The organism is Pontibacter sp. JAM-7, from assembly GCF_048548695.2.
Taxonomy (GTDB): domain Bacteria; phylum Pseudomonadota; class Gammaproteobacteria; order Pseudomonadales; family Balneatricaceae; genus Neptuniibacter.
Genome location: NZ_JBLYIF020000001.1, coordinates 284799 through 307474, shown reverse-complemented (window position 1 = coordinate 307474; position 22676 = coordinate 284799). Strand labels below are relative to the sequence as shown.

Sequence of the window (22676 nt, the reverse complement as noted above, 5' to 3'; positions counted from 1 at the left end):
GTTAGGATCCATCCAGGCTGAGACGAAGAGGCTCAATATGTGATCAGCATATCGCATCTGCGGCGATGCTTCAGGACTAACTGGTTTCTGCGGTAGCAGGTGGCGGCATTTCGCCAAAGCCTTCCTGCTGATCCCAGAACTGGCGACCCTGCTCCACACGCACCACACCTTTGAAACGATTTTGCAGGTAGGTCACGGCTTCCGGCAGGGTGTCGATTTCACACAGAATCACACCGCCACGTTCATTATCCGTACTGAACAGGTAGCTTTTCATCTTTATTGGTATCTCTAAACAGGGCTTTCCGGGTTAACTGGTTCGCAGACGGTTTTTACCTTCGCGCTTGGCACAATAGAGTGCTTGATCAACCCGTTCCATAATCGTCTCAGCACTGTCGCCTGTCCGGTATTCAGTCAGGCCCAGGCTCACCGTAATGTTGATTTTCTGACCATGCTCCACTGTGAAGTTATGATCTTCCAATGACTGACGAATACGCTCGGCAACAACAGCGGCTTCAGACAATACAGTTGAGGGCAACAATACCACAAACTCTTCGCCGCCATAACGATAACCGGAATCGGTCAGACGCAGTGAAGCACGCACCATAGAGCCAAAGGTTTCCAACACCCTGTCGCCGACGAGATGACCCCAGCGATCATTAAGTTGTTTGAAGTTATCCAGATCAAAAAAACACAGACAAAAGCTATGTTGATAACGTTGTGCATTGGCCAGAGCTTCATCTAGCCGCTGGTAGAAGTGGCGCGAGTTATATAAGCCAGTCAAGCTGTCGGTAATGCTAAGCTCGCGGTATTTGCGCTCACGAGCCAGCAGTTCAAACTCAGCTTTTTTGCGATCACTGATGTTGGTAAGGGTCTCTATGGCGCCAATCACTTCCCCGGCCGCATTATTGATGCGAGCAGCCGAAAAATGTAGCCACTCGCCCTCCGGGCCACAATCGGGAAAGAAATCCTCTGCTTCAAACGCCTCTGTTATCAGGTCAGAGACATTGAATTTGCCTTCATACAACCGAGCAACATCTTCTACCCGCCCATCCAACATCAGATCAGCCATACAGGGACGGGGCTTATTATAAAAAGGACGCCAATGATCACGGGTACCAATCATTTCCTCACGACTGATGCCACTGAGTTTTTCCATGGCGGAATTCCAGTGCTGAATAATGTGGTTCTGATCTATCACAAACGCCGCCAGAATAATTCGGTCCAGCAGATGGCCAAGCATCGGCTCATTAAGAGACTCTATGACACCATTGAGTGATGAGGTGTTATCTTGAGCGCCACTACTGGCTTTCAGGGGCGTACGGGAAATAGTCATTCTGGATAATATCCTGTTGCGGCACCGCGAATTCGGTGCCACCCGTTGCTCTCAGGTAAGTATAACCAACCACACAGGAAAACCACTGCCCGGTTAGTCGAATTGTATTCATGACCAAAGCTGCACTGGCTCACAGGTATCTTGCAGTTGGCCCTGCGAAAAGCAGCTTAACTGACCATCCTGAATAGGCAGTGCCTTGTCGCTCAACATAGCGTCAGTCCCGATCAGCACCAGGCTGACAGGTGACTCAGCCGTAATCTCCAATGGTAGTACCCCCTGCAACAGAAAATGTTCCCCCTGAAGCAATTCATAGAAAAGCCCCCGCCGCTGGCTACCATCGCTATACGCATAAAGCGCCTGGTTGTCCCAACAGACAAAACTGTGATTATCAAGCTGACGCAGTCGGCTGGCATAATCCGCCAGTAACGCCAGCCGCATCTCATCATCCGGGTACCCCTCTTGCCATAACCGGCGCAGTCGCTCCAACAACAAACAGAAGGCACGTTCCCGGTCCAAACAGCTTAGCGGCCAGTGCTCACCCACCGGAAAACGCTCAGGGTCGTCTAGCCCAGTGAGTTCCCCCAACATAGAAAACAGAAATGGCAGCCCGCGCAACGGGCGCAGGAAGGGTTGAATTTCCAGCGGTTCCAAAGGTGCTTGCTGATAGAGGTGTGCTAACCAAAGTTCAGTCTGATGAGGGTGTGCCTGCAAATATTGCAGGGAAGCTGGTGTAAGTTCTTCGCGTTGCATCACCAGCCGCTGAGGGTTACCTTCGCTCATCGAGCCTATACCCATTGCCGCCAATGGGGCTGGGTCAAAGCCGGCTGTCAACCTGACCCTGACCGGGCCTGACGCTTGTACGGCGCACAACTGTTCTTCAGACATTCTGCATCTCCTCACTCGCTGCTTGGCCAGTATTGGCAAATATCAGAATCACAGCTGCGGCCCAGATTATCAGCGGCAACACCAGCCAGTTCATGGCCTGCCAACCCAAGCTCGCCTCCAGAGCACCGGAAGAAAAGGTTGCCAGCGTGGCCATACTGAATACGACAAACTCATTCGCGGCCTGGGTTTTGCCTCGTTCCGCAGTAGTGTAGCAACCGGTCAGCATTTGTGTGGCGCTGATAAACATGAAATTCCAGCCTACGCCCAGCAATACCAGCGCCAACCAAAACTGCCACACCTCTGTCCCTGACAGGTTAACTGCCACACAACCCAGCATCAGGAAAACACCACATAACATCACCTGTTTTAAACCCCAACGTTCAATCAACCGCGCGGTTATAAACGAGGGTAGAAACATGCCCAGCACGTGCCACTGAATGACCTCGGCAGCATGGGTAAAACTGTAGCCGCACCGAGCCATTGCCAGAGGTGTTGCCGTCATTAGCAGAGTCATGGCCATATATGCCACTGTTGCCACCACCACCGAAGCGACACACGCGGGTTGCAACAGAATGGTTTTCAGCGGACGTCCGCCTGCCGGCGCATGGGACGCAGCGGCAGGCAAGCGGGTTCGACTTAGCAGCACTAATGCCAACAAATACAGCCCTAACAAGCCGACAAACGCGCCCAAAAAAGGCTTATCTGTGAACCAGCCCTGACCATATATCGCCAGCTGGGGGCCAATGACTGCAGCCACTACCCCGCCAGCCATCACGATAGAAATAGCACGACTCTTAGCTGAGGGGTCACATACCTCAACCACGGCGAAGCGATAAAGGGTACCAAAACCGATACCAACGCCGAGCAGGAAAGTGGCCAGACAAAACAGCCCGAAAGCGGAATGCAGCAGCGCCACCACTGCCAGGATGGCACCCAGCACGCCCATTAGTCCGCCCAGGTAAAAACCTTTCTGGCGACCAATGCGCTGCATAATCAGGGAGGCTGGCACCGTGGCCAGCATCAGGCCGGTGAACTGACTGGCCACCGGTAACGTGGTAAATAAAGGCTCAGGTGACAATTGCTGGCCGATCAGTGCCACCACTGAGACCAGCAACACATTGCCACAAGTCAGTAATGCCTGACAGGCGGCTAACAAGAATACATTTCTATTCAACGTCGACCCTACAGGGCGAGGATATCAATCCGCTCTGGCACCATGCCCGGCGGTTGGCAACTATCACTGTCGGCGTACTCACCACCGGTTGCGACACCATGAGGGAAACCCAATTGCAGCCCTTTAAAATCAAACGTCTCGGTATCCGCCAAATGCGATGGGACAACATGTTGCAGCGAGCGAAACATGGTTTCCAACCTTCCCGGATGGCTTTTATCCCAGCTCTGTAACATCTCTTTGATCACCTGACGCTGCAAGTTATCCTGCGAACCACACAGATTGCATGGGATGATCGGAAACTGCTTCAACTCCGAATAAGCCACGATATCTTTTTCTCGAGAGAAAGCCAGCGGCCGAATGACCATATTCTTGCCGTCATCAGAGACCAGCTTGGGCGGCATCGCCTTTAACCGCCCCCCATAAAACATATTCAGAAACAGGGTTTCCAAAATATCATCCCGGTGATGCCCCAACGCAATCTTGTTTGCGCCGATCTCATCAGCAAAACCATACAGAGTACCGCGGCGCAAACGGGAACAAAGGCCACAGGTAGTTTTCCCTTCTGGCACCAGCTCCTTCACCACAGAATATGTATCCCGCTCGATGATATGGTACGGCACCCCAACTTCATCCAGATATGCTGGCAGCACATGTTCCGGGAATCCTGGCTGTTTCTGATCCATATTCACCGCCACCAGCTCAAATTTCACCGGTGCACTGCGTTGCAGGTTCATCAGAATATCCAACATGGTGTAGGAATCCTTACCACCGGACAAACACACCATGACTTTGTCGCCCTCTTCAATCATATTGAAGGCTTCAATCGCCTGCCCCATTTCACGCCGCAGACGTTTCTGCAGCTTATTCAGGCGGGTTTTCTGTTTTTTCTCGGTTTCAGTCGTTGAGGAAACTTCGTGGGTTTCCTCCTCTGGTGTCAGGGATGCGTTCATGGGTCCAGTCTCGGTGATTAAGCGCCGTATTATACAACAACGCCGGACATGGCGGCGAGCATAGGCCCACCTTAGACAACTATTGATGTTTGTCTGCTAGACTGCCGACACACGCCACAACAAGACATTGCGACCATGCGAACTTTACTCACAAGCTTATTTTTTGTTTTTTCTTTCGTCACCGTCAACCTGCAGGCAAGCAGTATTATCAATATGACCATAGATGGGGACTACGCAGGCAACTATGTTGAGATCAACAGTCAACTTGAAGCTCAGCGCTTTTATGTGATTTTTGAAGCCAACATCGGTCGATCAATTGCTTCATTTAAAGACCGATGGGGAGATGACTATAACCGCAATGGCTATACAGAAATCCAAAGTCTGGTGTTCTGCAATCCCTGGTATGTCAATCATGTACTGAATCTGGATCCAGAGCTTGCAGCTCTCTGCCCACTTTCCATGACACTCCTGCAGGAAGGAAATCAGACCCGTATCATGATGCTGCGTCCATCAGCGATTAAGCCAGGAAGCCCCGCGCAAAAACTTTTACTTGAGCTCGAAGCTGACCTGCTGAAAGCCCTTACCGCAGCCGGTGCTGAATTTGATAATCAAAACAATAAAAAACGCGAGCCTGAATAGGACCCGCGTTTGCAATAACAGCTAATATCAATCAAATATCGAGACAACTTCCGTCAAGTGCCTGATACTGGTTAGTTTGACACTGACTGGCACTGTGAGAGGTCAGAGTGGATTTACAGGCCTCATACTCAGCCTCTGTCAGGAATACGGTTCTATCAATACTCTTCTGGCTATCTTCTGTCGCAAGCGTGAAACTACCGACAAAATTGTCCCCTGACTTATACACCGATGCTGTATTGGTAACAAAAGTCCATTTACCTTCAACCGAGGCACCAACATACTCATAATCCATAAATGTGCCAGGTATACTTCCCAGTGTGCGGTTTTCAATATCTGCCTTAAGTAGATACGTCAAAGGAGCCGACAGAGTATGAGAACCAATTTGAGACAGCTCACCCGGAGCCCAAACAGGGCAAATCGATAGAGACTCCTCAATACAAGAAGCTTTGCCTTTAGGGTGATTCTGCCTTTTCCCAGGGGGGTTCAGGCCTTTCACTTCAGCCTGACAGAGCCACCCTAGTGTTTCACCCTCAGTCAATTCTGGCCATTCAACATCACCCGCCTCAATCGCGTCCTCAATCACCTCAGCAACCTCTGCCTCAGAGATCGATCCCGAACAGGTACCTGCTGCACAAGTGATAGTTGATTTAGCTACCTCAGCCTCGATATTTACATCACCCAAATTACTATCACAATTCAGTTCTACCGAGTATTTCTTTGCACCGTCGATTTCTGCCCAAGAGATATCAAATATCTTTTCACCGTTATCAATAACTTTACAGGCCACCCCCTCAGGGGCGTCCAAAAGATCCACCGGTGATGGTGGTGCAGCCATGACTGCGCCTGCAAGGAAAAGAGGAAAAGCAGTGATCAACGGAGCCATTATTTTCAAGGTTTTCATTGTGCATTACCTAACTGTTGTTGAACGATTTGTTAATCCTTAATAAACCGTCAATTCTCATCAGATTAATGAGCCAGGGCTTTTAGCTACCGAAAGAATCCATGCTGATTCAGCGATCGCTAACGCACAATATAAACCTTTAAAAAGAAAGAAAAAAATAGACTTTTATATTTTAAAACGTATGTTTTATTTAAATAAATTTTTAGTCAGAAACAAATTATAGACTTGCAGGAAAAGAATAAGGCTAGGGGTTTAGCCAGTTGATCTCATCGGCCGTTTTCACTCCAATCAATACCTCATCCAGTGACTCCGGGATCAGCGAAAAGCTAGCATTCTGGGGGATTCGACCACCCATAATTTCAGCGCGATACTGTGGTAACAACGGGTCCTGGTAAGGGTCGGCATAGCCATCTGGCCATTGCGGCTGCAGAGTGGTCATATCGTATTTATCACTCGCACCCAAGGTATGCAGTATTTCATGCAGCGTGACAAAGCTATTCAGTGATTGATAATCCACACTGGCAAAGCCGTTCACCAAGCCAATCATACCCTTCTGCAAACCCAGCGAGTGCTCCAGCACCTGCCGGTTCTGTGGGGAAAACATGCGTAAGAAGATACGAATATCCGGCGGTGGCCCATCCCAGCCATCGTTACGCCATGCCCAGTATCTGAATTGCAAACTCCACAAAACACTGTCGAGAATACTGGCATTGTCTGGCACCGTCGGAGGCTCATTATCCACGACCTCTGCTAAATGAATTTCCAGTGGGCGCGTCAGTGTCAGACCATACCGCTGCCCTTCCCGACTAAGGAATTGTTCGATATCCGCAAAGTGTTCCGGCTGCAGCGCATTGAGGTAAGCCCGAGTGTCCTGCCGCTGGTCAGCATTGATGGGGTATATCACCACCCAAAGTGTTTCCTGCCAATCAGTCGAGCGGGAGCGGGACAACCAGCTGTTCAAGGAAACCACCAGCAGAATGGCAAGTAACACTACCACTCTGAACCGATGCCAAAACGTCTGCTTTTCCATGCGTTCCACTCTCCTATGCCAGACCTGCTATCACCAGATAACGTGCTGCTTTGCCCAACAGGATCATGCTAGCACTGAACCAGATATTGGTTCGTAGCCAACCCGCCAGTAAACACAGCGGATCGCCCACCAAAGGTAACCAGGACAGCAACAAAATCAGCGCACCATATTGGTTAAGCCACCGTTTGGCACGTTGATGCTGAGGTTTTTCAAATGCTGTAAAAGGTCGGTAATGCGCCAGCCAGACGCCCATGGCAAAGGTCAGCCAGCCACCCAGGGTATTACCGGCGGTCACCGTCAACCACAGCAACCACCAAGGATATATGTGTTCGATCAGCAACCAGGCAAAAAGCAGCTCTGATCCCCCCGGCAGCAGAGTCGATGCAACAAATCCGCTAGCAAACAGTCCTAGCAGATCAGCATCGTTCATGCGGGCTCCAGCGCTGCACCCAGGCAGCGAAGCAACCCCATTTCATACTGACCATCAAGTGCCTCATACACCGGCTTCAATGACAGGCCAGACACAGTGCGGTGCTCAAGAATTAACTGCTCTATCTGCTGCCGCTCAGCGGCAGGTAATTCCACGACTTCATCGACATTAAGCTGCCCCTGCTTGACCGCACCAGCCAGATGGTTATAGATCACCCGATCAGAAAGTTTCTGCTGACGCGCTACCTGTGCCACCGTCATGCCGGACTTAAACAAAACCACCGACTGCTCCGCTTGCAGGTCAGGAGTATCAATTGCAGCGGCAGCCACATGCTCACGCAAGACCTCAAGAAAAGCATCACCATACAGTGCCAGTTTACGCTCACCTACACCGCTAAGGCGGCGCAACTGTTCATCCGTCACCGGACAGTACATCACCATCTCCATAAGCGTGGCATCATGGAAAATGACATACGGCGGTACGTCCTGAGCATCGGACAGCCTGCGCCGACAAGCGCGCAGAGCTTCCCAGAGTTTATAATCTTCAGCTGACAGTTGATTTTGCGGACGCTTGCTCTGACCATAAGCGGTTTGCTGTCGTTGATCCCGGCGCAGTTCAACCTGCTCTTCACCACGCAGCAGAGGACGGCAGCGTTCAGTCAGATGCAGCACGCCGTGCATTTCCAGATTCACGCCCAGATAACCACGGGCAATCAATTGCCGAAACACTGAGCGCCACTGAGCCTTGTCCAGATCAGCACCAATCCCCCAAGTCGATAACGACTCATGCCGGTGACTGCGGGTTTTATCATTACTTTTACCTAAGAGGATATCGACCACATGATTGACCCCAAAACACTGACCTGAGCGATACACTGCAGACAATGCCTTACGTGCGGCATCAGTGCCATCCCATACCGAGACGGGCTCCAGACAAGTATCACAATTGCCACAGGGCGAATGCTCATCCTCACCAAAATAACCGAGCAACACCTGGCGGCGGCAGCTGGTGACCTCGCACAACCCAAGCATCGCTTCCAGCTTTTGCTGCTCTATGCGCTTCTGGCTCTCCGGTGCTTGAGAGCCCGCCAGCATCTGCCGCAAAAACATCACATCCTGCAGGCCATAAACCATCCAGGCATCAGCGGGCAAACCATCACGCCCCGCCCGCCCGGTTTCCTGGTAATAGGCTTCAATACTTTTCGGCAGATCCAGGTGCGCAACAAAGCGAACATTTGGCTTATCAATGCCCATGCCAAAAGCAATGGTCGCCACCATAATGATGCTCTCTTCCGTGAGGAAGCGATGTTGATGATAGGCACGCAACTCAGGTTCCAGCCCGGCGTGATAAGGCAAGGCAGTAAACCCCTGCTCACATAACCAGGCTGCGGTCTCATCAACCCGTTTACGGGAGAGGCAATAAACAATGCCTGTATCCTGAGCATGTTCCGCTTTGATAAACCGTAATAACTGTTGCCGCGCACTGTTTTTCTGGCCAATACGATAGCGAATATTAGGACGATCAAAACCCTGAATAAAATCCTTTGCCTGCTGCAGGCCAAGCCGTTGATGAATTTCATCTCGGGTTCGCTGATCAGCGGTTGCCGTCAGGGCGATGCGTGGTACCTGTGGAAAAATCTCTCGCAGTTGGTTCAACTGCAAGTATTCCGGTCTGAAATCATGGCCCCACTGGGACACACAATGCGCTTCATCGATAGCGAACAGAGCAACCTGTCCCTGCTGCAACAACTGCAGGGTTTTCGACTGCAGCAGACGCTCGGGCGCTACGTACAACAGATCAAGTTCACCGCTGCGGTACTGCTGCTCAGTGGCAAACACCTGTTGCTGGTCAAGACTGGAGTTAAGACAGCCCGCACGAATGCCAAGCTGGGACAGCGCGGTGACCTGATCCTGCATCAAGGCAATGAGCGGAGAGACGACAATCGCGGTACCGGGCAACAAAAGTGCCGGTAATTGATAACAGAGTGATTTTCCCCCACCGGTAGGCATGACCACCAGTGAATCCTGCCCTTGCATCAATGTGGCAATCACCGCATCTTGTGGCGGTCGGAATGCTTCGTAACCGAAAACGTCACGCAGGCGCTGCAGGGCTTCATCCATCATGACCTGATTATCCTGAATGCGTGTTAGCTTGTCACTGGATAAAAGCCTATAAGCGGATAAATAAGCTGCCCATTGCGGCCAAGCAGGATACAATCAGCGCAAATGTCATTCGACTGGGAAATTACGCCATGAGCCTCTCTCTAACCCACGCACTCACCGACGCCGAACTCGACCGACTGGAAGATTTTCTCTATTCCGACGCAGTGTCTGAAGACAGTCTCGATCTGATTGGTGTGCACGGTCTGTTCTCTGCCCTGAATATTAGCCCCAAAGCCTGCCCGGAAGCAGAGCGGTTGGAACTGATTTTTGACGGCACCCCCAAGTGGGCATCCGAACAGGAAGAAGCTGAGCTCACAACCCTGCTGCAACGCTATTACACCCAGATTGGTGGCGACCTCTACAGCGACCAGCCACTAGAGCTGCCCTGCGACCTGACTCTTGAACCCGAACAGGATGAAGATATCTCATCCCTGTCCTGGTGGGCACAAGCCTTTATGGAAGGTGTGTTTACCAATGAAGAGGACTGGTTCAATCCAGGTACCGAAGAGGACGTGGCTGAAATGTTACTGCCGATCATGGTCGCTTCTGACCTGTTTGACGAAAGCGACATTCTGGCGATCCGCAAAAATAGCGAACTGAGCCAACAGATGTGTCAGGAGATTCCGGACTTGCTGGTTGACCTGTATCTGTATTTCCACAGCCCCGAAAAATAAACCATTGCCAAATAAAAAAGGCTGCCATTGGCAGCCTTTTTTAAGCATACAATCATCAGTAGGTTACACGGGCCGTACTGCCACGCTGCAATACCCGAACCCGGTCCCCCGGACGGAAGAAAGGCCCATTAGCCACCTCCTGCACAACCGAAATAACCTGACCGTTTTCCAACCTGACCGTCAATTCCTGTCCCTGGGCACGCGTCGCTGACTCTTCGATACTCTGACCCAGAATACCACCGGTCACCACACCAATGATGGTGGCGATACTCTTGCCCTTACCACCACCAATTTCGCTGGCCGCCAAACCACCAATGATAGCACCTGCGCCAGTACCCACCACACCCTCAGTACGGCCTTCAATCACCACTGGCTGAGCCGCTTCAATCACGCCATAGTTCACAGTTTGCACCTTACGGGCTTCACTGCGGGAATAGGTACTACCACTGAGGTTGTTGGCACAACCTGTCAGCACCACCATCATAGCGAGAGTGATTACTATCCATATCCGTTTCATGGTAAATACCTCATTTTATTTTTAAAACCAGATGACTGATCCAAGCCCAAACCACTTCTTTCAAGCGCCGATGCCAAGGGCGTTTTTGCCAGTCCGCATAGGTCACTTCAATACAGTGATGCAGGTCGCGGCCAAAGATCTCCGTCATCTCTTGTATACACTGTAGCTGATGTATTTCTAAGTTTGCTTCCAAGTTCCAACGCAAGTTCCAGTGATCCAGATTACAGGAACCCAGCGTTGCCCAGTCATCAACCACCGCCATTTTGGCATGCAAAAAACGGGGTTGATATTCATAGATTCTCACGCCTGCTGCCAGCAATCGTCGGTAAAACCGTTTCGATGCATGAAATACCCAGGGTTGGTCGGTATAGGGGCCGGCAATAATCAAACGCACATCCACTCCGCGCTGAGCCGCCTGGCGCAAGGCATGCCGAATCGAAAACGAAGGCAAGAAATAGGCGGTCATGAGCCAGATCTTTTCCTGCGACCTATTTACCCGGTGCAGGAAACTGCTTTTAATATCCTGCTGATACAACCCCTGTACCGTACGCAACCGCAGATCCACATCACCGCGAGTCTGACCCAGAGCACCGCCCGGGTTCAAATGCTCTGCAGTGCAGCGCTGCCAGAGCTGGTTAAACAGGCTGACCATGTCAGTTACCACTGGCCCTTCAACCCGTGCCATCAGTTCATGCCATGGACTACCCTGCTCCTCTGCCAACCAGTATACATCACTGAGACCTGTACCCCCGATGAACGCAACCTGTTGATCAACCACCATCAATTTACGGTGATCCCGAGCAAAATTATGGGTCAGCTTCAGCACACTAAGCGGGTTGTAAACCACCATATCGATGCCGGCAGCCTGCAGCCGGGCTGCTTCACTGCGAACAAACTTGTACGCGCCAAAACCATCCACAATCAGCTTGACCATGACGCCGCGCTGACGCGCTGATAATAGCGCCGCAATAAACTTATCGGCAATCATGCCTGGAGTCACAAAATAGAACTCCAGCAACAGGCTATGCCGGGCCTGGTCAATATCCGACAGCATGCGCGGAAAAAAGCTTTCGCCATCCACCATCAACTCGATAGCATTGCCCTGGCGCCAGGGAAAACGTTTACGCATCACGATCCTGAGCAAGTTTAATCACGTTTGAAACTCTCCATACAAACGGGCGTACAAGCCTTTATTCTGCAGCAACTCTTCATGGCCACCCTGTTCACAGATACGACCATCCTCAAACACATAAACATGATCAGCCTGTTTCACCGCACTCAGGCGATGAGCCACAATGATAGTGGTACGTCCAGCCAGAAAGCGCTGCAGTGCCTGATGTAACGCAAGCTCAGTTTCAGTATCCAACGCAGAGGTTGCTTCATCCAAGATCACCACACTGGGATCCGTCAGTACCATACGGGCAATCGCCAGGCGTTGCCTTTGGCCACCCGACAGCCTGATTCCCTGACGGCCCACTCTAGTATCCAATCCCTCATCCTGCTGCCTGACAAGCTCATCTAGTTGCGCCACTGACAAGGCACGCCACAGATCATGATCCGTAAACTCACGCCCCATCTCCAGATTGCTGCGCACGGTGCCATTAAACAACGCAGGTTGTTGCAAAACCGTTGCAACGTGCTCACGCACCCTGGGTAATCCGATACGGGTCACCGGCACATCATTAAAATACACCTGCCCTGTCCTGGCGGGGTATAAGCCAAGCAACACCTGAACCAACGTTGATTTTCCGCCACCACTGGCCCCGACCAGCGCTATTTTCTGCCCGGCCGGAATCTGTAGAGAGACACCCTGCAATACCTCCTGACCTGGCACGTAGGCAAAGTGTACATCTTCAATGCGAATCGCCACCTGAGTATCCGTAAACGGATTTATTTCTGCCGGATAATGCGGCTCTTCATTCAAGGCCAGTAAGCCATTAATGCGCGCCAGAGCGGCATTGGCACCGTAATAAGCGTACTGAATACCCAGCACCTCCTGTACCGGGCCCATCATGAACCAGAGGTAACCAAATACCGCCATCATTTCGCCGATGCTAAGATCAGAGAAAACCACCATCAGCATCGACAGGGCACGAAACAGATCCACCCCAACCATAAACAGAATAAAGCTGAAACGATTGGCTGCATCACTCTTCCACTCAAACGCAGTCGAACGATCCCGCACATGCCGAGCGTCATCCATTAACCGGGAAAGGTAGTGCTGTTCGCGGTTGCTGGCGCGGATCTGCTGAATGCCTTCCAGAGTTTCTGTCAATGCGGCCTGAAACAGTTCATAGGCCTGGTTTTCATTTTTCTTAAGCTGCTTAACCCGTTTGCCCACCACGGTCGTGAAATAGATCACCACCGGATTTAAAAACAAAATAAACAGCGCCAGTTGCCAGTGCATCCAGAGCAAAATGATGGCGGTGCCAAGCACAGAAAGTGTTGCGATCAACAGGCGACTCACCGAACTGCCAACAAACCGGTCAATGGTATCCAGGTCAGTCACCAGCCTTGAAGCCACCGCTCCACTGCCCAGCGTTTCATATTCTGCCATCGAGATCCGCTGCAAATGTTGCAACAGCCCACTGCGAATACGGTAGATAACATCTTTGGAGATAATGGTGAATTGCCGCGCCTGCCAGACGTTAAAGCCAAGCGCAATCAACCTCAGAATCACAGTAAACGCCAGAATCGCCGAGATATACAGCACCGGCCCATGCCATGCCGGAGGGAAAAAACCATTCAGCAGATTGACCACCGTACCCGGCTGATCCAGCAACACCTCATCCACCAGTAATGGCATAAACAGTGGCAAGGGCACCGAAGCCAGCGCCGCCAAAAAGGCAATCAGATTCGCCTTCACCAGCGCGGGTCTGTGCTCCAGCGCTACTTGGATGATGTATTTCCAGTCATAAAACTGTTTCAAAAGCAGATCCTGTATTGGTGTAATGCAAACCCTGGATTGACTTGAATAGATAAAATCCGTCAGCCGCTGTTGTTCGTCCGGAGCCTGCGGCTGCTATAGTAGGATCATAAAAACGGCACTGGGTTCGCATCTCCAACGCTGCGACTTGTTAAACCCGATACAGGAGGGTCTTGCCATGTATGCCACCATGATGAACACCGCGCTGGGCACCCTGCTGATCAAGGCTAACGATGACGCTGTTACCAGCATCCATTTTATGCGCGATGGTGAAACGGTACCCGAGTTGGTCAGCAATCCCGTCACTGACCTTTGCATCCAACAGCTAAGTGAATACTTCGGCGGACAGCGCAACCGGTTTACCCTCCCCCTACGTCCTCAGGGCACGCCTTTTCAGCAACAGGTATGGCAGGCACTGCAGGATATCCCCTATGGCTTGACCTGCAGCTATGGCGACCTTGCCCGCAAAATTGGCAACCCCCGGGCAGCCCGCGCCATTGGCATGGCCAATAACCGTAACCCGATTCCGATTCTGATACCCTGCCACCGGGTGATTGGCAGCAAAGGTCAGCTCACCGGCTATAGCGGAGGGTTATCGCAGAAAAATTACCTGTTGTCACTAGAACAGCAGCCGCTGAAAAACTGAATTATGGGTCCGCTTTAGAGCCGCCCAAGCAGGTGGGTGATGGCATCACCTCGCCGCTACGTGCCTGCCACTCCTCGGGCGTAAACAGATGCAGCGCCAACGCATGGACTGGCCCTTGCAGTTCTTCAGCTAACAGGCCGTAAATCAGCTGATGTCGCTGCACCAATCGTTTATCAGCAAAGTCGCCGGCCACCAATGTCAGCTTAAAGTGGCTTTCGGTGGCAGTACCGGAATGCATATGACTTTCATTTTCTAAATGGAGATGCTGCACCCCAATGGCGGCTCGCAATTTGGCTTCGATGGTACTGGCAATGCTCATATACTCTGACCAATTCTAATCTGCAGTTGGACGACCCGGCTCAATGACCCCGGCCAATTTAGTAAATCGTTTGTGAATCTTACGTGTAATCAAGGCAACGGTGGTCACAACTATGGGCACAGCAATGCCCAGGGCCAGATCCTTATTAAACTCTACGCCACTATTATACAGGGCATCGAACAGATGTTTGGTCAGGCCAATGGTGTAATAACTGATCGCCGCGACCGATAGCCCTTCTACGGTATGCTGCATCATCAACTGAATTTTAGACCGCTGATCCATTGATTCCAGCAGCGCCTGGTTCTGCGATTGAATGGCTAGTTCGACACGGGTCCGCATCATATCTGATACCCGGTCAATACGTTTGGACAGATCCTCCAGCCGGCTGCTGATCGCTTGGCACGTGCGAACCGCAGGTGTCAGACGGCGGGTCATAAATTCAGTAATGGTCAAATGGCCAGACACTTCATCTTCCCGCAGCTCATCCAGCCGTTTGATCACCAACTCATGGTAGGCGTAAGTCGCACTGAAACGGAATGTAGAGCGGGCGCGGCAATCCTCCACCCAGGCGGCCATGTCAGTCAGCCGCGCCAGAATTGCCTTCTCTTCGATACCGCCCGAAGAGTCCGCCAGCGAGGCGGTAATCGCCGCCAGCTGCCGATCCATCTCACTGAGTTGCGGATTGAACTCACGGGCAATCGGCAGTGCCAACAGCGCCATCACCCGGTAAGTTTCAATCTCCATAATTCGCTGAGTCAGACGACCCAGTTGACTGTCACTCATTTGCTTGTTGTAAATCAGGAAGCGACCAAAGCCATCGCTATGCAGCTGAAAGGTGGTCCAGACTCTTGCATCACCCTGCTGCGGGCTGCTGCCCACCAAGCGCATACCTTCAAAGAACCGTTTAACCAACGGCAGATTAAGCTCATGGGTCTGACGCGAATCTTCAGTGGCAACATGGAACGCAGAAATTACCGTGCCTGGGATACCGGCCAACCACCCCTCTGGCAGCAGGGATAACCCGGTGTGATCAAAAGGGTTCCCGCCTTGCTCAGCCTCGGTATTGATAAAAGTGTAGGTCGTGAACTCCATGTGTTTTTCACGCCGCACCCGTAACTTGCCAAAATCAACGTGGTAGCACAGTTGATCTCGTTCCGGGGGTTGCTTGCCAAAATGCAGGTACAGCGTTTTCAAGTGTTCAAACTGCTCGACACACTGCTCCGGCGAACACATCACCGCCATATGCGTCAGCCGTGCGGGGGATGGTATGACCTGGAAAGGACGTGAGTGCAGCTCCTCATACAAGGACTCCCGCAAGGGATGCACCGTCAGACCATGCAGGTTTATGCCCTGTTCCATGCCTTCAACTCCATATAAAACAAAATCTTATCTTACTCAGACACCCTCAAGCTGTGCAAGCAGCATCGGCTTTTCACTCAAGTCTATCGCCATGATCTGGGGGTAAACATCAAACCACTGCTGAAAAATGTCAAAGTCCACCGTTGGCGGCCACAGGTCACCGAGTTCATCCCAGGCAGACAATTCATTCTGAAAAATCGACTGCCAGCAGCGCTCAAGGTACTGCGCAAAATCATGCTCACTGACAACCTCATCAATCAGATATACCGTACCCTCCCGACGCTGCTCATCCAGTGATAGATGCTGATGCAACCCATCTGCATCCACATCCAGACCATTAGTCCAATCAACAAAAGGTTGCTTAGGCAGCACCACAAATGCCGAGCGATTTAGCAATTTCATCTGTAAATCCTTTAAAACCTATGCGAGAAAAGGCTGGCAGTACCCGATCCCTGGTAAGAAAAGTTAAGTCCATCGCCTGATTTAGTTATACTCGCATCTACCTGCTAAGCATAACCAACCGATTATCCGTCATGAGTGCCCACCTGTGAATATCCGGGTTTTACCCAGCCTGAACACACGTGACCAGTGGATCACCTTCTGCCGGCGTGAGCAGCCATATTGCTATGTGGAGCAGCCTGTTTGCCTGGTGGACTTTCAAAGCAGCTTCCTGCAGCTAACCCTGTTTCCTGAACACGGCGACGCGATCAAGTACAGCCTGGGTTCCCGCAACAGCATGGAACCCGCCTGGCAACTGATAAAAGCCTGCAACTGGCAGCTCGAGACGCTGATTAACGGTTTAAATGAAATGGATTTCAGCAGCAACGTGCGGGATAACGCATTGTTGCAAGTCCATACGGATCTGACCGCACGCAAGGTATTTGCTCGCGAAAAACTGCTGCCGCCGCAACAGACCGGGCTGTTAAAACCCTTAACGGCTCAGCCGCAACGCTGGGACAACCTTAGCCTCTGCCGCATGATCAGCCATCAACAGTTTCAGGATCTACGCTCAGAACAGGTATATTTGCAAGGCAGTCAGTTACGACCCTCTGCTCCCCCGGCAACACCCGCAGCAGACGAATTAATTCAGCTTCTGCTGGAAGAGGATCAACCCTGCTCGGGTGAGCTGCGTGAAGGCCGGTTGTTTCTACTACTGCATGGTCAGCCGATTGCCAGCCTGATACCCAAGCTGACATGGCCTGAACCACGACTGCTCTGACAGCCTACTGCAACACAGAGATCACACTTCAGCCGTCGCTTCAGCTTCCTCTGCAGCGCTTTGCGCGATGATTTTCAGCGGATTATCTGAATTCAGCAACTCACGCCCTTTTTGGGTTGGGAACTCCACATCCAGGTCCACCACCCGGCCATCACGGCAAACATTGATAATGGTATCCATACAGGAACTGAGCAGTGAGTATTTCTCATCCGGCGCAGCAATAATGGTCTGCAGGCCCAGATCACTCATAAAGCCCAGAGAAGTTACGGTATTTTCAGAGTCCAACTTGTTAAATGCTTCGTCAAATACCGACAGACTCATACCCCCCAGCGGTTTACCGTCACTGCTCTCGCGCAGGCGGTAAGTTGCACCCAACGCAGCGGCAATCGCCACATAGAACGGCACCTGATGCTCACCACCGGACCCCGTTTTAATACGCTGAGTCAGGGTAGTTTTGCGGTTGCCATCCAGGTCTTTCACGACCAATTCAAAGTTATAAAAGTTGCGGTAGTCCTGCAGCAGGCTGCTCTCACCTTCATCTTTGAGCACTTCATGGATCTTAGTCAGTGCGTCTTTATGCGGCCGGTCACCATCAAATTTCATATCGAACAATGAGCCAACGTTGGCCCCGTCGATCTGGGTATAAGCTTCTACCAACTCCAGAATATCTTTCAATTCCGGGTTAGGTGTCATTTCGAAGCTGTACATCTCTTTGTGGAACGGACGACCTTTCAGGTGCTGGTTCAACTCCCTGATCAGATCCTTAATCTTGTTAATCTGGTCATTCAGGTGCGCGACAAAGTCAGAACGGAATGCGGTTTCCGCTTCCTGACGGGCTCGCTCTGCTTTCTGACTGTAATTTGCCAACTCAGAATCTTTCAATGCCTGAATGGTTTCATCAACAAACTCTGACAACTCTGCGTGAGTGGAATCCGGTGTAACTTTATCCAGCTGCTGATGACTCAGGCCACCGCCATGATACTTAGCCTTGTACTGGGCTACCCCATCACGCACGGCATTTTTCTTTTTCTCATGCAATGCCAATTCGGACTGCGCCCGTTTGGCGGCCTCGAAAATCACCCGCTCCAGTTCACCCGAGCAGGATTCATCCAGATAATCACGTTTTTCCTGCGCAGCCTGGGCGTCAAAAGCGTCCCGGCTTTCACATACAGTGCGCGCAGCGGCGTGTTCTTCCAGTTCTTTATCCAGCACTTCCAGTGAGGCCGTGTCTTTGATAATGGCCGTACGCACCTTCTGCAACTTGTCCATCAGGCTGCGCTGAATCTGCTCAGACTCTTTCTGCTCTGTCACCAAATCACTGATACGCTGTTGGATACCGGTATCATCCTGATTACGCATATCGGTAATAGCCTGACGCTGACCTTCAATTTCAGTGTTCAGCTGTTCGCGCTGGTTAACCAGATCAAATACCCGTTCATTGATACCCTCAAGGCCGTTATGCAGGGTGATCAAACCATCGCGCAGTTTTTCCAGGCTATCGTGGTTACGCCCCAGCTGGCTGAACTCCTGCACCAGCTGGTCGACCTGTTTACCCTGCAGGCTGGCCTGATCAGCGCGGCGGCGAATGCCCATAATCGGCTGCATTTCGTTGATCGCAGTGGTCGAACCTTCAGTCTGCAACATGCAATCATAGGTCAGTGCCCGCTCATGACGCAGCAATTCATTTTCCGTTTCTACCGCCATGACTCCGCCCAACGCACGGTTCAGATATGCTCTGGCATGATCATTGTCAGTGTCGATAAAGTGCGCCAATGACCCGGCTTTGTAGCGGTTCAGCCAGTCACCGGTTTTCGTGGTGTTAACAATTCGGCTACCTTTCAGGTGACGGCCTTTACGGCGGTACAGCGTAATGGCTTCTTTAACCCGGTCCGGGTCAACAATCAGGGCTTCGCGCCGGGCACCCAGGAACGACTCAAGGGCGATACGCCATTTGTCATCATTGATGTCCGCTAACTCACACACAGGCGTTGATTCAATACCGTACTCCTGCAGTAGCTCCATCAAGTCGCGGGTATTGCGCCGCACCGGCGCATGCCCCTGCTTAAGGGCATCCACCGCATGTTTCTGATCCTGAATACTGGCTCGCAACTCAGAGATACGCACGACAGACTGCTCATAACGACGCGACACTTCGCGCCGCACACCTTCAATCTGTTGTTTCAGGTTATCCAGTACATTATCCACTTCAACCGGAGCATGCGGCCAGATATCGGCCATCATATCCTGGCCGCTGCGCCATAACGCGACACACTCCTCTACAGCGGGAGCAAACTTCTCTGGCAGCAGGTCCTTATTTTCGGCAAAACTTACCGTGGTACGCATCAGGCTGTAGACCTTCTGGATACGCTCTTTCACCACATTCACTTCGTGGGTTTTAGCGGCAATGGACGATTCCAGTGCCTTCACTTTGTGCGCGGAGTCGGTGGTGTTCAGTTCAGCACGGGCATTGGCCAGGTCCTGCATCAGCTGACCCAGTTCATCCTGCTTCAGATCCAATTCCTGCTGCAGGGTGGTTTCTTTTTCCTGGTTCTGCTCCAGCCGTTCAGCCGAATCTTCTTTTTTCAGGTCGGCATCTTCAAACCGGGTTTCATGCACCACCCACTCATATTCAGCGGCGTTTTTGATATTGCGTGAAATACCGCCACACAGCTCCTGCACCTTTTCAAGTTCGCCGATCCGGTTCGCCACTTCACGGGTCTTTTGTTCCATCGCCCTGTATTCATCCAGGGATTTACGGAAGCCGCCTACATGAACGATATTTTCATCCAGCACAAACTCACGAATAAATCGGGTCGGGCTATCAATGGGTACAAATTTCAGCGCATTTTTAAAGTTTTTGACGAATTTATCATCGTCATTTGGCATCTGAGTATCATAACTGAGCAGGGTCACCATCTCCCGCACAAAGCGACTGGAGCGTTTTTCCAGGATCATGTCCGGACACTGCTTCAGCAGGTTCTCCCGTACGACAGGCCAGGGTTTAGGCAAACGTCCTTGGTCGGTTTTTTCGGTGAAATCATCCAGTGATACGGCACAGTTCGGCAGAATAAACCGGCCAAGCACATCCTCTTCAGCAGACGCGGTAGTGGCGCTGATCGCCACCCCTACGGTAGTTTCCTGCGCGGTTTCGGTATCGAAAAAACTCATCGCCAGATAACACAGCGAATCCGTACGGGCAGTATTTTTACGCCCGTCATCATCCAGAAAACCCAGACAGTAGGTACGCAAGCTACGTTCACTTTTCTCACCAGCAGAGGCGTTAAAACTCAGGTGACGTTTATTACCCCCCATCAGCACAGTCTGAATCGCATCCAACAGGGACGATTTACCTGAACCGTTCGGGCCAACCACGGCCACATTGCCCTTGATGGGAATCTCTACCGCACCCAGCACATACCAGTTAACCAGAACCATGCGATTCAGTTGTTTCATGGTGCGCTCACCTCTTGTTCACTGTTCTGGCTGACCGTTGATTCTTCGCTTTCATCCGCTTCTTCAGGATCACAAAGTGCCTCAAGCTGGCGAATGTAATCTTCCACCACCACCTGACGGATAATGGGGTTAATCTTCAGCGGAATGTTCTTCGGCGCGGATTCTTCCGGCTTGCCCCGCTCGATCACCCCATGACGGGAAAACAGCGACAAAATCTCTTTTAAACGGGTTTCATTGGGTATCTCTTTACCCGTCAAGTTTTCATAGCTGGTCAGCAGTTCGTCAGTGCTGGTATAGGCCTGACCGGCTTCCACCTCAAACCCTTCCAGTCGCTGCTCATACTGTTGGCGAATACAGAGCAAGAGCAGAGATTCATCTAATTTCAGGCGCATATAACGCTCTTCACCCTGGGGTAAAATACCCATATAGGCTTCATCCGGCTGATAGACAAATGACCAGCCGATGGCCTCAAACAGATTAGTGAAATAATCTATATGCGAAGCCACCAGGAAATAACTGTCCCGGTGCACAGGACGATCAGCATAAAGAAACTGGTTGGTCAGCAGCTGGTTGGCGGCCCGACTGAAATCACTGGCCTGATATTGATCGCTGCGACTGACGATTTTCTGCAAATCACCTAGCATTTATGCTTTCCTCTGGATTACAAAGTCGCGACATTCGACCATGTCGGCAACGTTTACATACTGTTCCTGAAAATTGATCTCGTACTGCTCAGTGGTTTTGCGCGCCTTTTTCCCCAGCGACTTCATATGACGCAGATAACTGAAGCAGATATAGTCCTCAATGCTTTCAATACTGAACTCGGTTGCACTGACCTGATCTTTGCCCAACAGATGTCGCTCGACATACAGTTCGATACGGTCAATACGCACTTCCCGCCGCTCTTTATAGTCTTTAAACAGCTGCCGCAGTTCCAGCACCCTTGGATCGATCTCTTGCTGGGTAATGACCCTGGGTTCTGCGGGTTGTCGACGTTTAATCGGATTACGAATACTGCCCGGAGACAGAAAACCCACAGCGTCCAGCGAGCTGATGCGCGGAATTTCGCGGCCATCCCGACGGGCGACCTGAGTGATCACCCGTGACAGACGCGAGGCCATGCCCGGCGTGGTTTTGTCCATATAACGCACGGTATCCGAGACCCGCTTTTCCAGCCGGTAACGGAAATCATCGATGATTGCCAGGCGCTGATCCACCGACTCAAAAATACGGATAATCCGATTGATATGCTGATGTACCTTGGCTTCAGCCTCATACAGACTGATCTCAAACTGCTGTTGATAGTGTTCGGTCAGATGCTGCAGTGTCAGACTGTCAAACTGCAACTCGCGCAGCAATGACAAGATCTGCTGGCGGAAACGGAACGGGTTATTCTTGGTCTTCAGGGTTTTGTAATCCGAAACCAGAATATGCTCAACAAACCGGTCAAAAAAGTTACGCACTATTTCCTGCGGGTTGTTGCTCTGGGAGAGATTGATCTTCAGTTCTCGCAGCCCCAGCATCATATCGGTCAGATGGGCACTGAAGTCAGATGCCGTCTGAGCCGCCTCCGACAGGGTAATCCCCCGCCCTACCGGATCTTTGATGGCTGATTCCAGTGAGCTAAGTACATTCAGTACGGCACCGCCATAGCTGCGTTTTTCCAAATTGGCGATCGCCACCAGGGTACGCAGCAGAAAACTGATTGACGGCGACAACAACACATAGGTGCGATAGATGCGCTGTTCCTCTTCCAGCCAACCGGTCTCCACTAAACGCCGATAGATACGGCTGGAGTACTCCGCACTGGAGCTGGGCAGATCCGGTTGCCCTTCTGCGGTGACATCGCCCTCTTCCGGCTCCCAGCGCCGCACGCCCAGGCGCACCACCGCATCTTCGATCGCCGAGCGCACCAGATCTTTGGGCACAAAGGGGTCCACCAGGTCTTCATCAAAAAACAGGTCGGACAGGGACAGCAGAACCGACTGATACACCTGCCGGTTCTGGCTGGACAGCGGGATAAAAAGTTGATCAGGCAGCTTGTTGAACAGCATTCAGG

Annotated in this window: 22 protein-coding genes and 1 pseudogene; 4 read left to right on the top strand and 19 right to left on the bottom strand. The window is 51.6% G+C overall.

Annotated elements, in window-relative coordinates; all coding sequences use genetic code 11:
• Positions 1-76: 76 nt before the first annotated feature.
• From ACFVYJ_RS01320 to ttcA, 6 genes are read right to left on the bottom strand one after another with little or no spacing between them, the layout of a single operon-like run.
• Positions 77-274 carry a hypothetical protein gene (locus ACFVYJ_RS01320; RefSeq protein WP_419414377.1) on the bottom strand — a complete coding sequence of 66 codons (198 nt, stop codon included), beginning with the start codon at positions 272-274 and terminating at the stop codon, positions 77-79.
• A gap of 33 nt (positions 275-307) precedes the next feature.
• A complete protein-coding gene (locus tag ACFVYJ_RS01315) occupies positions 308-1333 on the bottom strand; it encodes a sensor domain-containing diguanylate cyclase (protein ID WP_419414376.1) in 1026 nt (341 codons plus the stop codon).
• Positions 1299-1445, bottom strand: coding sequence for a hypothetical protein (locus tag ACFVYJ_RS01310; protein WP_419414375.1), 147 nt, complete (start codon positions 1443-1445; stop codon positions 1299-1301). Before ACFVYJ_RS01310 ends, ACFVYJ_RS01315 begins: the two co-directional genes overlap by 35 nt.
• Entirely contained in the window at positions 1442-2218 is a 777-nt protein-coding gene (locus ACFVYJ_RS01305; RefSeq protein WP_419414374.1) for a class II glutamine amidotransferase, read from the bottom strand. The genes ACFVYJ_RS01310 and ACFVYJ_RS01305 overlap by 4 nt, the downstream gene beginning before the upstream one ends.
• Positions 2211-3392 carry an MFS transporter gene (locus ACFVYJ_RS01300; RefSeq protein WP_419414373.1) on the bottom strand — a complete coding sequence of 394 codons (1182 nt, stop codon included), beginning with the start codon at positions 3390-3392 and terminating at the stop codon, positions 2211-2213. Before ACFVYJ_RS01300 ends, ACFVYJ_RS01305 begins: the two co-directional genes overlap by 8 nt.
• A gap of 8 nt (positions 3393-3400) precedes the next feature.
• A complete protein-coding gene (gene ttcA, locus ACFVYJ_RS01295; RefSeq protein ID WP_419414372.1) occupies positions 3401-4342 on the bottom strand; it encodes a tRNA 2-thiocytidine(32) synthetase TtcA in 942 nt (313 codons plus the stop codon).
• A gap of 135 nt (positions 4343-4477) precedes the next feature.
• Here ttcA and ACFVYJ_RS01290 point away from each other — a divergent pair, with 135 nt between their 5' ends.
• Complete coding sequence (locus ACFVYJ_RS01290; protein WP_419414371.1) at positions 4478-4981, top strand: DUF302 domain-containing protein; 504 nt, start codon at positions 4478-4480, stop codon at positions 4979-4981.
• A 31-nt stretch (positions 4982-5012) separates the two neighbouring features.
• On the opposite strand, the gene ACFVYJ_RS01285 is transcribed toward ACFVYJ_RS01290, so the two are convergent.
• The 4 genes from ACFVYJ_RS01285 to recQ all read right to left on the bottom strand — a co-directional run bounded on the left by ACFVYJ_RS01285 (position 5013) and on the right by recQ (position 9465).
• A complete protein-coding gene (locus ACFVYJ_RS01285) occupies positions 5013-5816 on the bottom strand; it encodes a hypothetical protein (RefSeq protein ID WP_419414370.1) in 804 nt (267 codons plus the stop codon).
• Between the two features lie 310 nt (positions 5817-6126).
• Positions 6127-6912 carry a hypothetical protein gene (locus ACFVYJ_RS01280; RefSeq protein WP_419414369.1) on the bottom strand — a complete coding sequence of 262 codons (786 nt, stop codon included), beginning with the start codon at positions 6910-6912 and terminating at the stop codon, positions 6127-6129.
• A 13-nt stretch (positions 6913-6925) separates the two neighbouring features.
• Positions 6926-7342 (bottom strand): YqaA family protein, encoded by a 417-nt coding sequence (locus tag ACFVYJ_RS01275; RefSeq protein WP_419414368.1) that lies wholly within the window; start codon positions 7340-7342, stop codon positions 6926-6928.
• Positions 7339-9465, bottom strand: coding sequence for a DNA helicase RecQ (recQ, locus tag ACFVYJ_RS01270; RefSeq protein WP_419414367.1), 2127 nt, complete (start codon positions 9463-9465; stop codon positions 7339-7341). The genes ACFVYJ_RS01275 and recQ overlap by 4 nt, the downstream gene beginning before the upstream one ends.
• A gap of 128 nt (positions 9466-9593) precedes the next feature.
• Here recQ and ACFVYJ_RS01265 point away from each other — a divergent pair, with 128 nt between their 5' ends.
• Positions 9594-10178, top strand: a complete 585-nt coding sequence (locus tag ACFVYJ_RS01265) for a YecA/YgfB family protein (protein WP_419414366.1) — start codon at positions 9594-9596, stop codon at positions 10176-10178.
• Positions 10179-10233: 55 nt separating this feature from the next.
• Here the strand turns inward: ACFVYJ_RS01265 and ACFVYJ_RS01260 are convergent, their stop codons facing one another.
• The 3 genes and pseudogenes from ACFVYJ_RS01260 to ACFVYJ_RS01250 form a co-directional block, all read right to left on the bottom strand.
• Positions 10234-10695: an outer membrane lipoprotein gene (locus tag ACFVYJ_RS01260; RefSeq protein ID WP_419414365.1), complete on the bottom strand. Its 462-nt coding sequence runs from the start codon at positions 10693-10695 to the stop codon at positions 10234-10236.
• A gap of 136 nt (positions 10696-10831) precedes the next feature.
• Positions 10832-11749: pseudogene (locus ACFVYJ_RS01255) on the bottom strand (phospholipase D-like domain-containing protein); the annotation flags it as partial.
• A 96-nt stretch (positions 11750-11845) separates the two neighbouring features.
• Positions 11846-13624, bottom strand: a complete 1779-nt coding sequence (locus ACFVYJ_RS01250; RefSeq protein WP_419414364.1) for an ABC transporter ATP-binding protein — start codon at positions 13622-13624, stop codon at positions 11846-11848.
• Between the two features lie 175 nt (positions 13625-13799).
• Here ACFVYJ_RS01250 and ACFVYJ_RS01245 point away from each other — a divergent pair, with 175 nt between their 5' ends.
• Positions 13800-14267, top strand: a complete 468-nt coding sequence (locus tag ACFVYJ_RS01245; protein ID WP_419414363.1) for a methylated-DNA--[protein]-cysteine S-methyltransferase — start codon at positions 13800-13802, stop codon at positions 14265-14267.
• 1 nt (position 14268) lies between these two features.
• On the opposite strand, the gene ACFVYJ_RS01240 is transcribed toward ACFVYJ_RS01245, so the two are convergent.
• From ACFVYJ_RS01240 to ACFVYJ_RS01230, 3 genes are read right to left on the bottom strand one after another with little or no spacing between them, the layout of a single operon-like run.
• Positions 14269-14586: a BolA family protein gene (locus ACFVYJ_RS01240; protein WP_419414362.1), complete on the bottom strand. Its 318-nt coding sequence runs from the start codon at positions 14584-14586 to the stop codon at positions 14269-14271.
• Between the two features lie 15 nt (positions 14587-14601).
• Positions 14602-15945 carry a DUF3422 family protein gene (locus ACFVYJ_RS01235; protein WP_419414361.1) on the bottom strand — a complete coding sequence of 448 codons (1344 nt, stop codon included), beginning with the start codon at positions 15943-15945 and terminating at the stop codon, positions 14602-14604.
• A 36-nt stretch (positions 15946-15981) separates the two neighbouring features.
• The gene (locus tag ACFVYJ_RS01230; RefSeq protein WP_419414360.1) at positions 15982-16347 is read right to left on the bottom strand and encodes a hypothetical protein; all 366 of its coding nucleotides are present in this window, start codon (positions 16345-16347) and stop codon (positions 15982-15984) included.
• Positions 16348-16492: 145 nt separating this feature from the next.
• On the opposite strand from ACFVYJ_RS01230, the gene ACFVYJ_RS01225 reads away from it, so the two are divergent.
• Complete coding sequence (locus tag ACFVYJ_RS01225; protein ID WP_419414359.1) at positions 16493-17164, top strand: hypothetical protein; 672 nt, start codon at positions 16493-16495, stop codon at positions 17162-17164.
• A gap of 21 nt (positions 17165-17185) precedes the next feature.
• Here ACFVYJ_RS01225 and ACFVYJ_RS01220 read toward each other — a convergent pair whose 3' ends face one another.
• Genes ACFVYJ_RS01220 through ACFVYJ_RS01210 form a run of 3 tightly spaced genes read right to left on the bottom strand, consistent with a single transcriptional unit; the run spans position 17186 to position 22671 of the window.
• Positions 17186-20617: an SbcC/MukB-like Walker B domain-containing protein gene (locus tag ACFVYJ_RS01220; RefSeq protein ID WP_419414358.1), complete on the bottom strand. Its 3432-nt coding sequence runs from the start codon at positions 20615-20617 to the stop codon at positions 17186-17188.
• Positions 20614-21261: a DUF4194 domain-containing protein gene (locus tag ACFVYJ_RS01215; protein ID WP_419414357.1), complete on the bottom strand. Its 648-nt coding sequence runs from the start codon at positions 21259-21261 to the stop codon at positions 20614-20616. Before ACFVYJ_RS01215 ends, ACFVYJ_RS01220 begins: the two co-directional genes overlap by 4 nt.
• Positions 21262-22671 carry a Wadjet anti-phage system protein JetA family protein gene (locus ACFVYJ_RS01210; protein WP_419414356.1) on the bottom strand — a complete coding sequence of 470 codons (1410 nt, stop codon included), beginning with the start codon at positions 22669-22671 and terminating at the stop codon, positions 21262-21264. It abuts the gene before it with no gap.
• Positions 22672-22676 lie beyond the last annotated feature (5 nt).

Excerpts from the sequence above, each read along its gene's own strand:
- ACFVYJ_RS01320 (WP_419414377.1), bottom strand. The coding sequence starts at position 274 with ATGAAAAGCTACCTGTTCAGTACGGATAATGAACGTGGCGGTGTGATT.
- ACFVYJ_RS01315 (WP_419414376.1), bottom strand. The coding sequence starts at position 1,333 with ATGACTATTTCCCGTACGCCCCTGAAAGCCAGTAGTGGCGCTCAAGAT.
- ACFVYJ_RS01310 (WP_419414375.1), bottom strand. The coding sequence starts at position 1,445 with ATGAATACAATTCGACTAACCGGGCAGTGGTTTTCCTGTGTGGTTGGT.
- ACFVYJ_RS01305 (WP_419414374.1), bottom strand. The coding sequence starts at position 2,218 with ATGTCTGAAGAACAGTTGTGCGCCGTACAAGCGTCAGGCCCGGTCAGG.
- ttcA (WP_419414372.1), bottom strand. The coding sequence starts at position 4,342 with ATGAACGCATCCCTGACACCAGAGGAGGAAACCCACGAAGTTTCCTCA.
- ACFVYJ_RS01290 (WP_419414371.1), top strand. The coding sequence starts at position 4,478 with ATGCGAACTTTACTCACAAGCTTATTTTTTGTTTTTTCTTTCGTCACC.
- ACFVYJ_RS01285 (WP_419414370.1), bottom strand. The coding sequence starts at position 5,816 with ATGGCTGCACCACCATCACCGGTGGATCTTTTGGACGCCCCTGAGGGG.
- ACFVYJ_RS01280 (WP_419414369.1), bottom strand. The coding sequence starts at position 6,912 with ATGGAAAAGCAGACGTTTTGGCATCGGTTCAGAGTGGTAGTGTTACTT.
- ACFVYJ_RS01275 (WP_419414368.1), bottom strand. The coding sequence starts at position 7,342 with ATGAACGATGCTGATCTGCTAGGACTGTTTGCTAGCGGATTTGTTGCA.
- recQ (WP_419414367.1), bottom strand. The coding sequence starts at position 9,465 with ATGATGGATGAAGCCCTGCAGCGCCTGCGTGACGTTTTCGGTTACGAA.
- ACFVYJ_RS01265 (WP_419414366.1), top strand. The coding sequence starts at position 9,594 with ATGAGCCTCTCTCTAACCCACGCACTCACCGACGCCGAACTCGACCGA.
- ACFVYJ_RS01260 (WP_419414365.1), bottom strand. The coding sequence starts at position 10,695 with ATGAAACGGATATGGATAGTAATCACTCTCGCTATGATGGTGGTGCTG.
- ACFVYJ_RS01245 (WP_419414363.1), top strand. The coding sequence starts at position 13,800 with ATGTATGCCACCATGATGAACACCGCGCTGGGCACCCTGCTGATCAAG.
- ACFVYJ_RS01240 (WP_419414362.1), bottom strand. The coding sequence starts at position 14,586 with ATGAGCATTGCCAGTACCATCGAAGCCAAATTGCGAGCCGCCATTGGG.
- ACFVYJ_RS01235 (WP_419414361.1), bottom strand. The coding sequence starts at position 15,945 with ATGGAACAGGGCATAAACCTGCATGGTCTGACGGTGCATCCCTTGCGG.
- ACFVYJ_RS01230 (WP_419414360.1), bottom strand. The coding sequence starts at position 16,347 with ATGAAATTGCTAAATCGCTCGGCATTTGTGGTGCTGCCTAAGCAACCT.
- ACFVYJ_RS01220 (WP_419414358.1), bottom strand. The coding sequence starts at position 20,617 with ATGAAACAACTGAATCGCATGGTTCTGGTTAACTGGTATGTGCTGGGT.
- ACFVYJ_RS01215 (WP_419414357.1), bottom strand. The coding sequence starts at position 21,261 with ATGCTAGGTGATTTGCAGAAAATCGTCAGTCGCAGCGATCAATATCAG.
- ACFVYJ_RS01210 (WP_419414356.1), bottom strand. The coding sequence starts at position 22,671 with ATGCTGTTCAACAAGCTGCCTGATCAACTTTTTATCCCGCTGTCCAGC.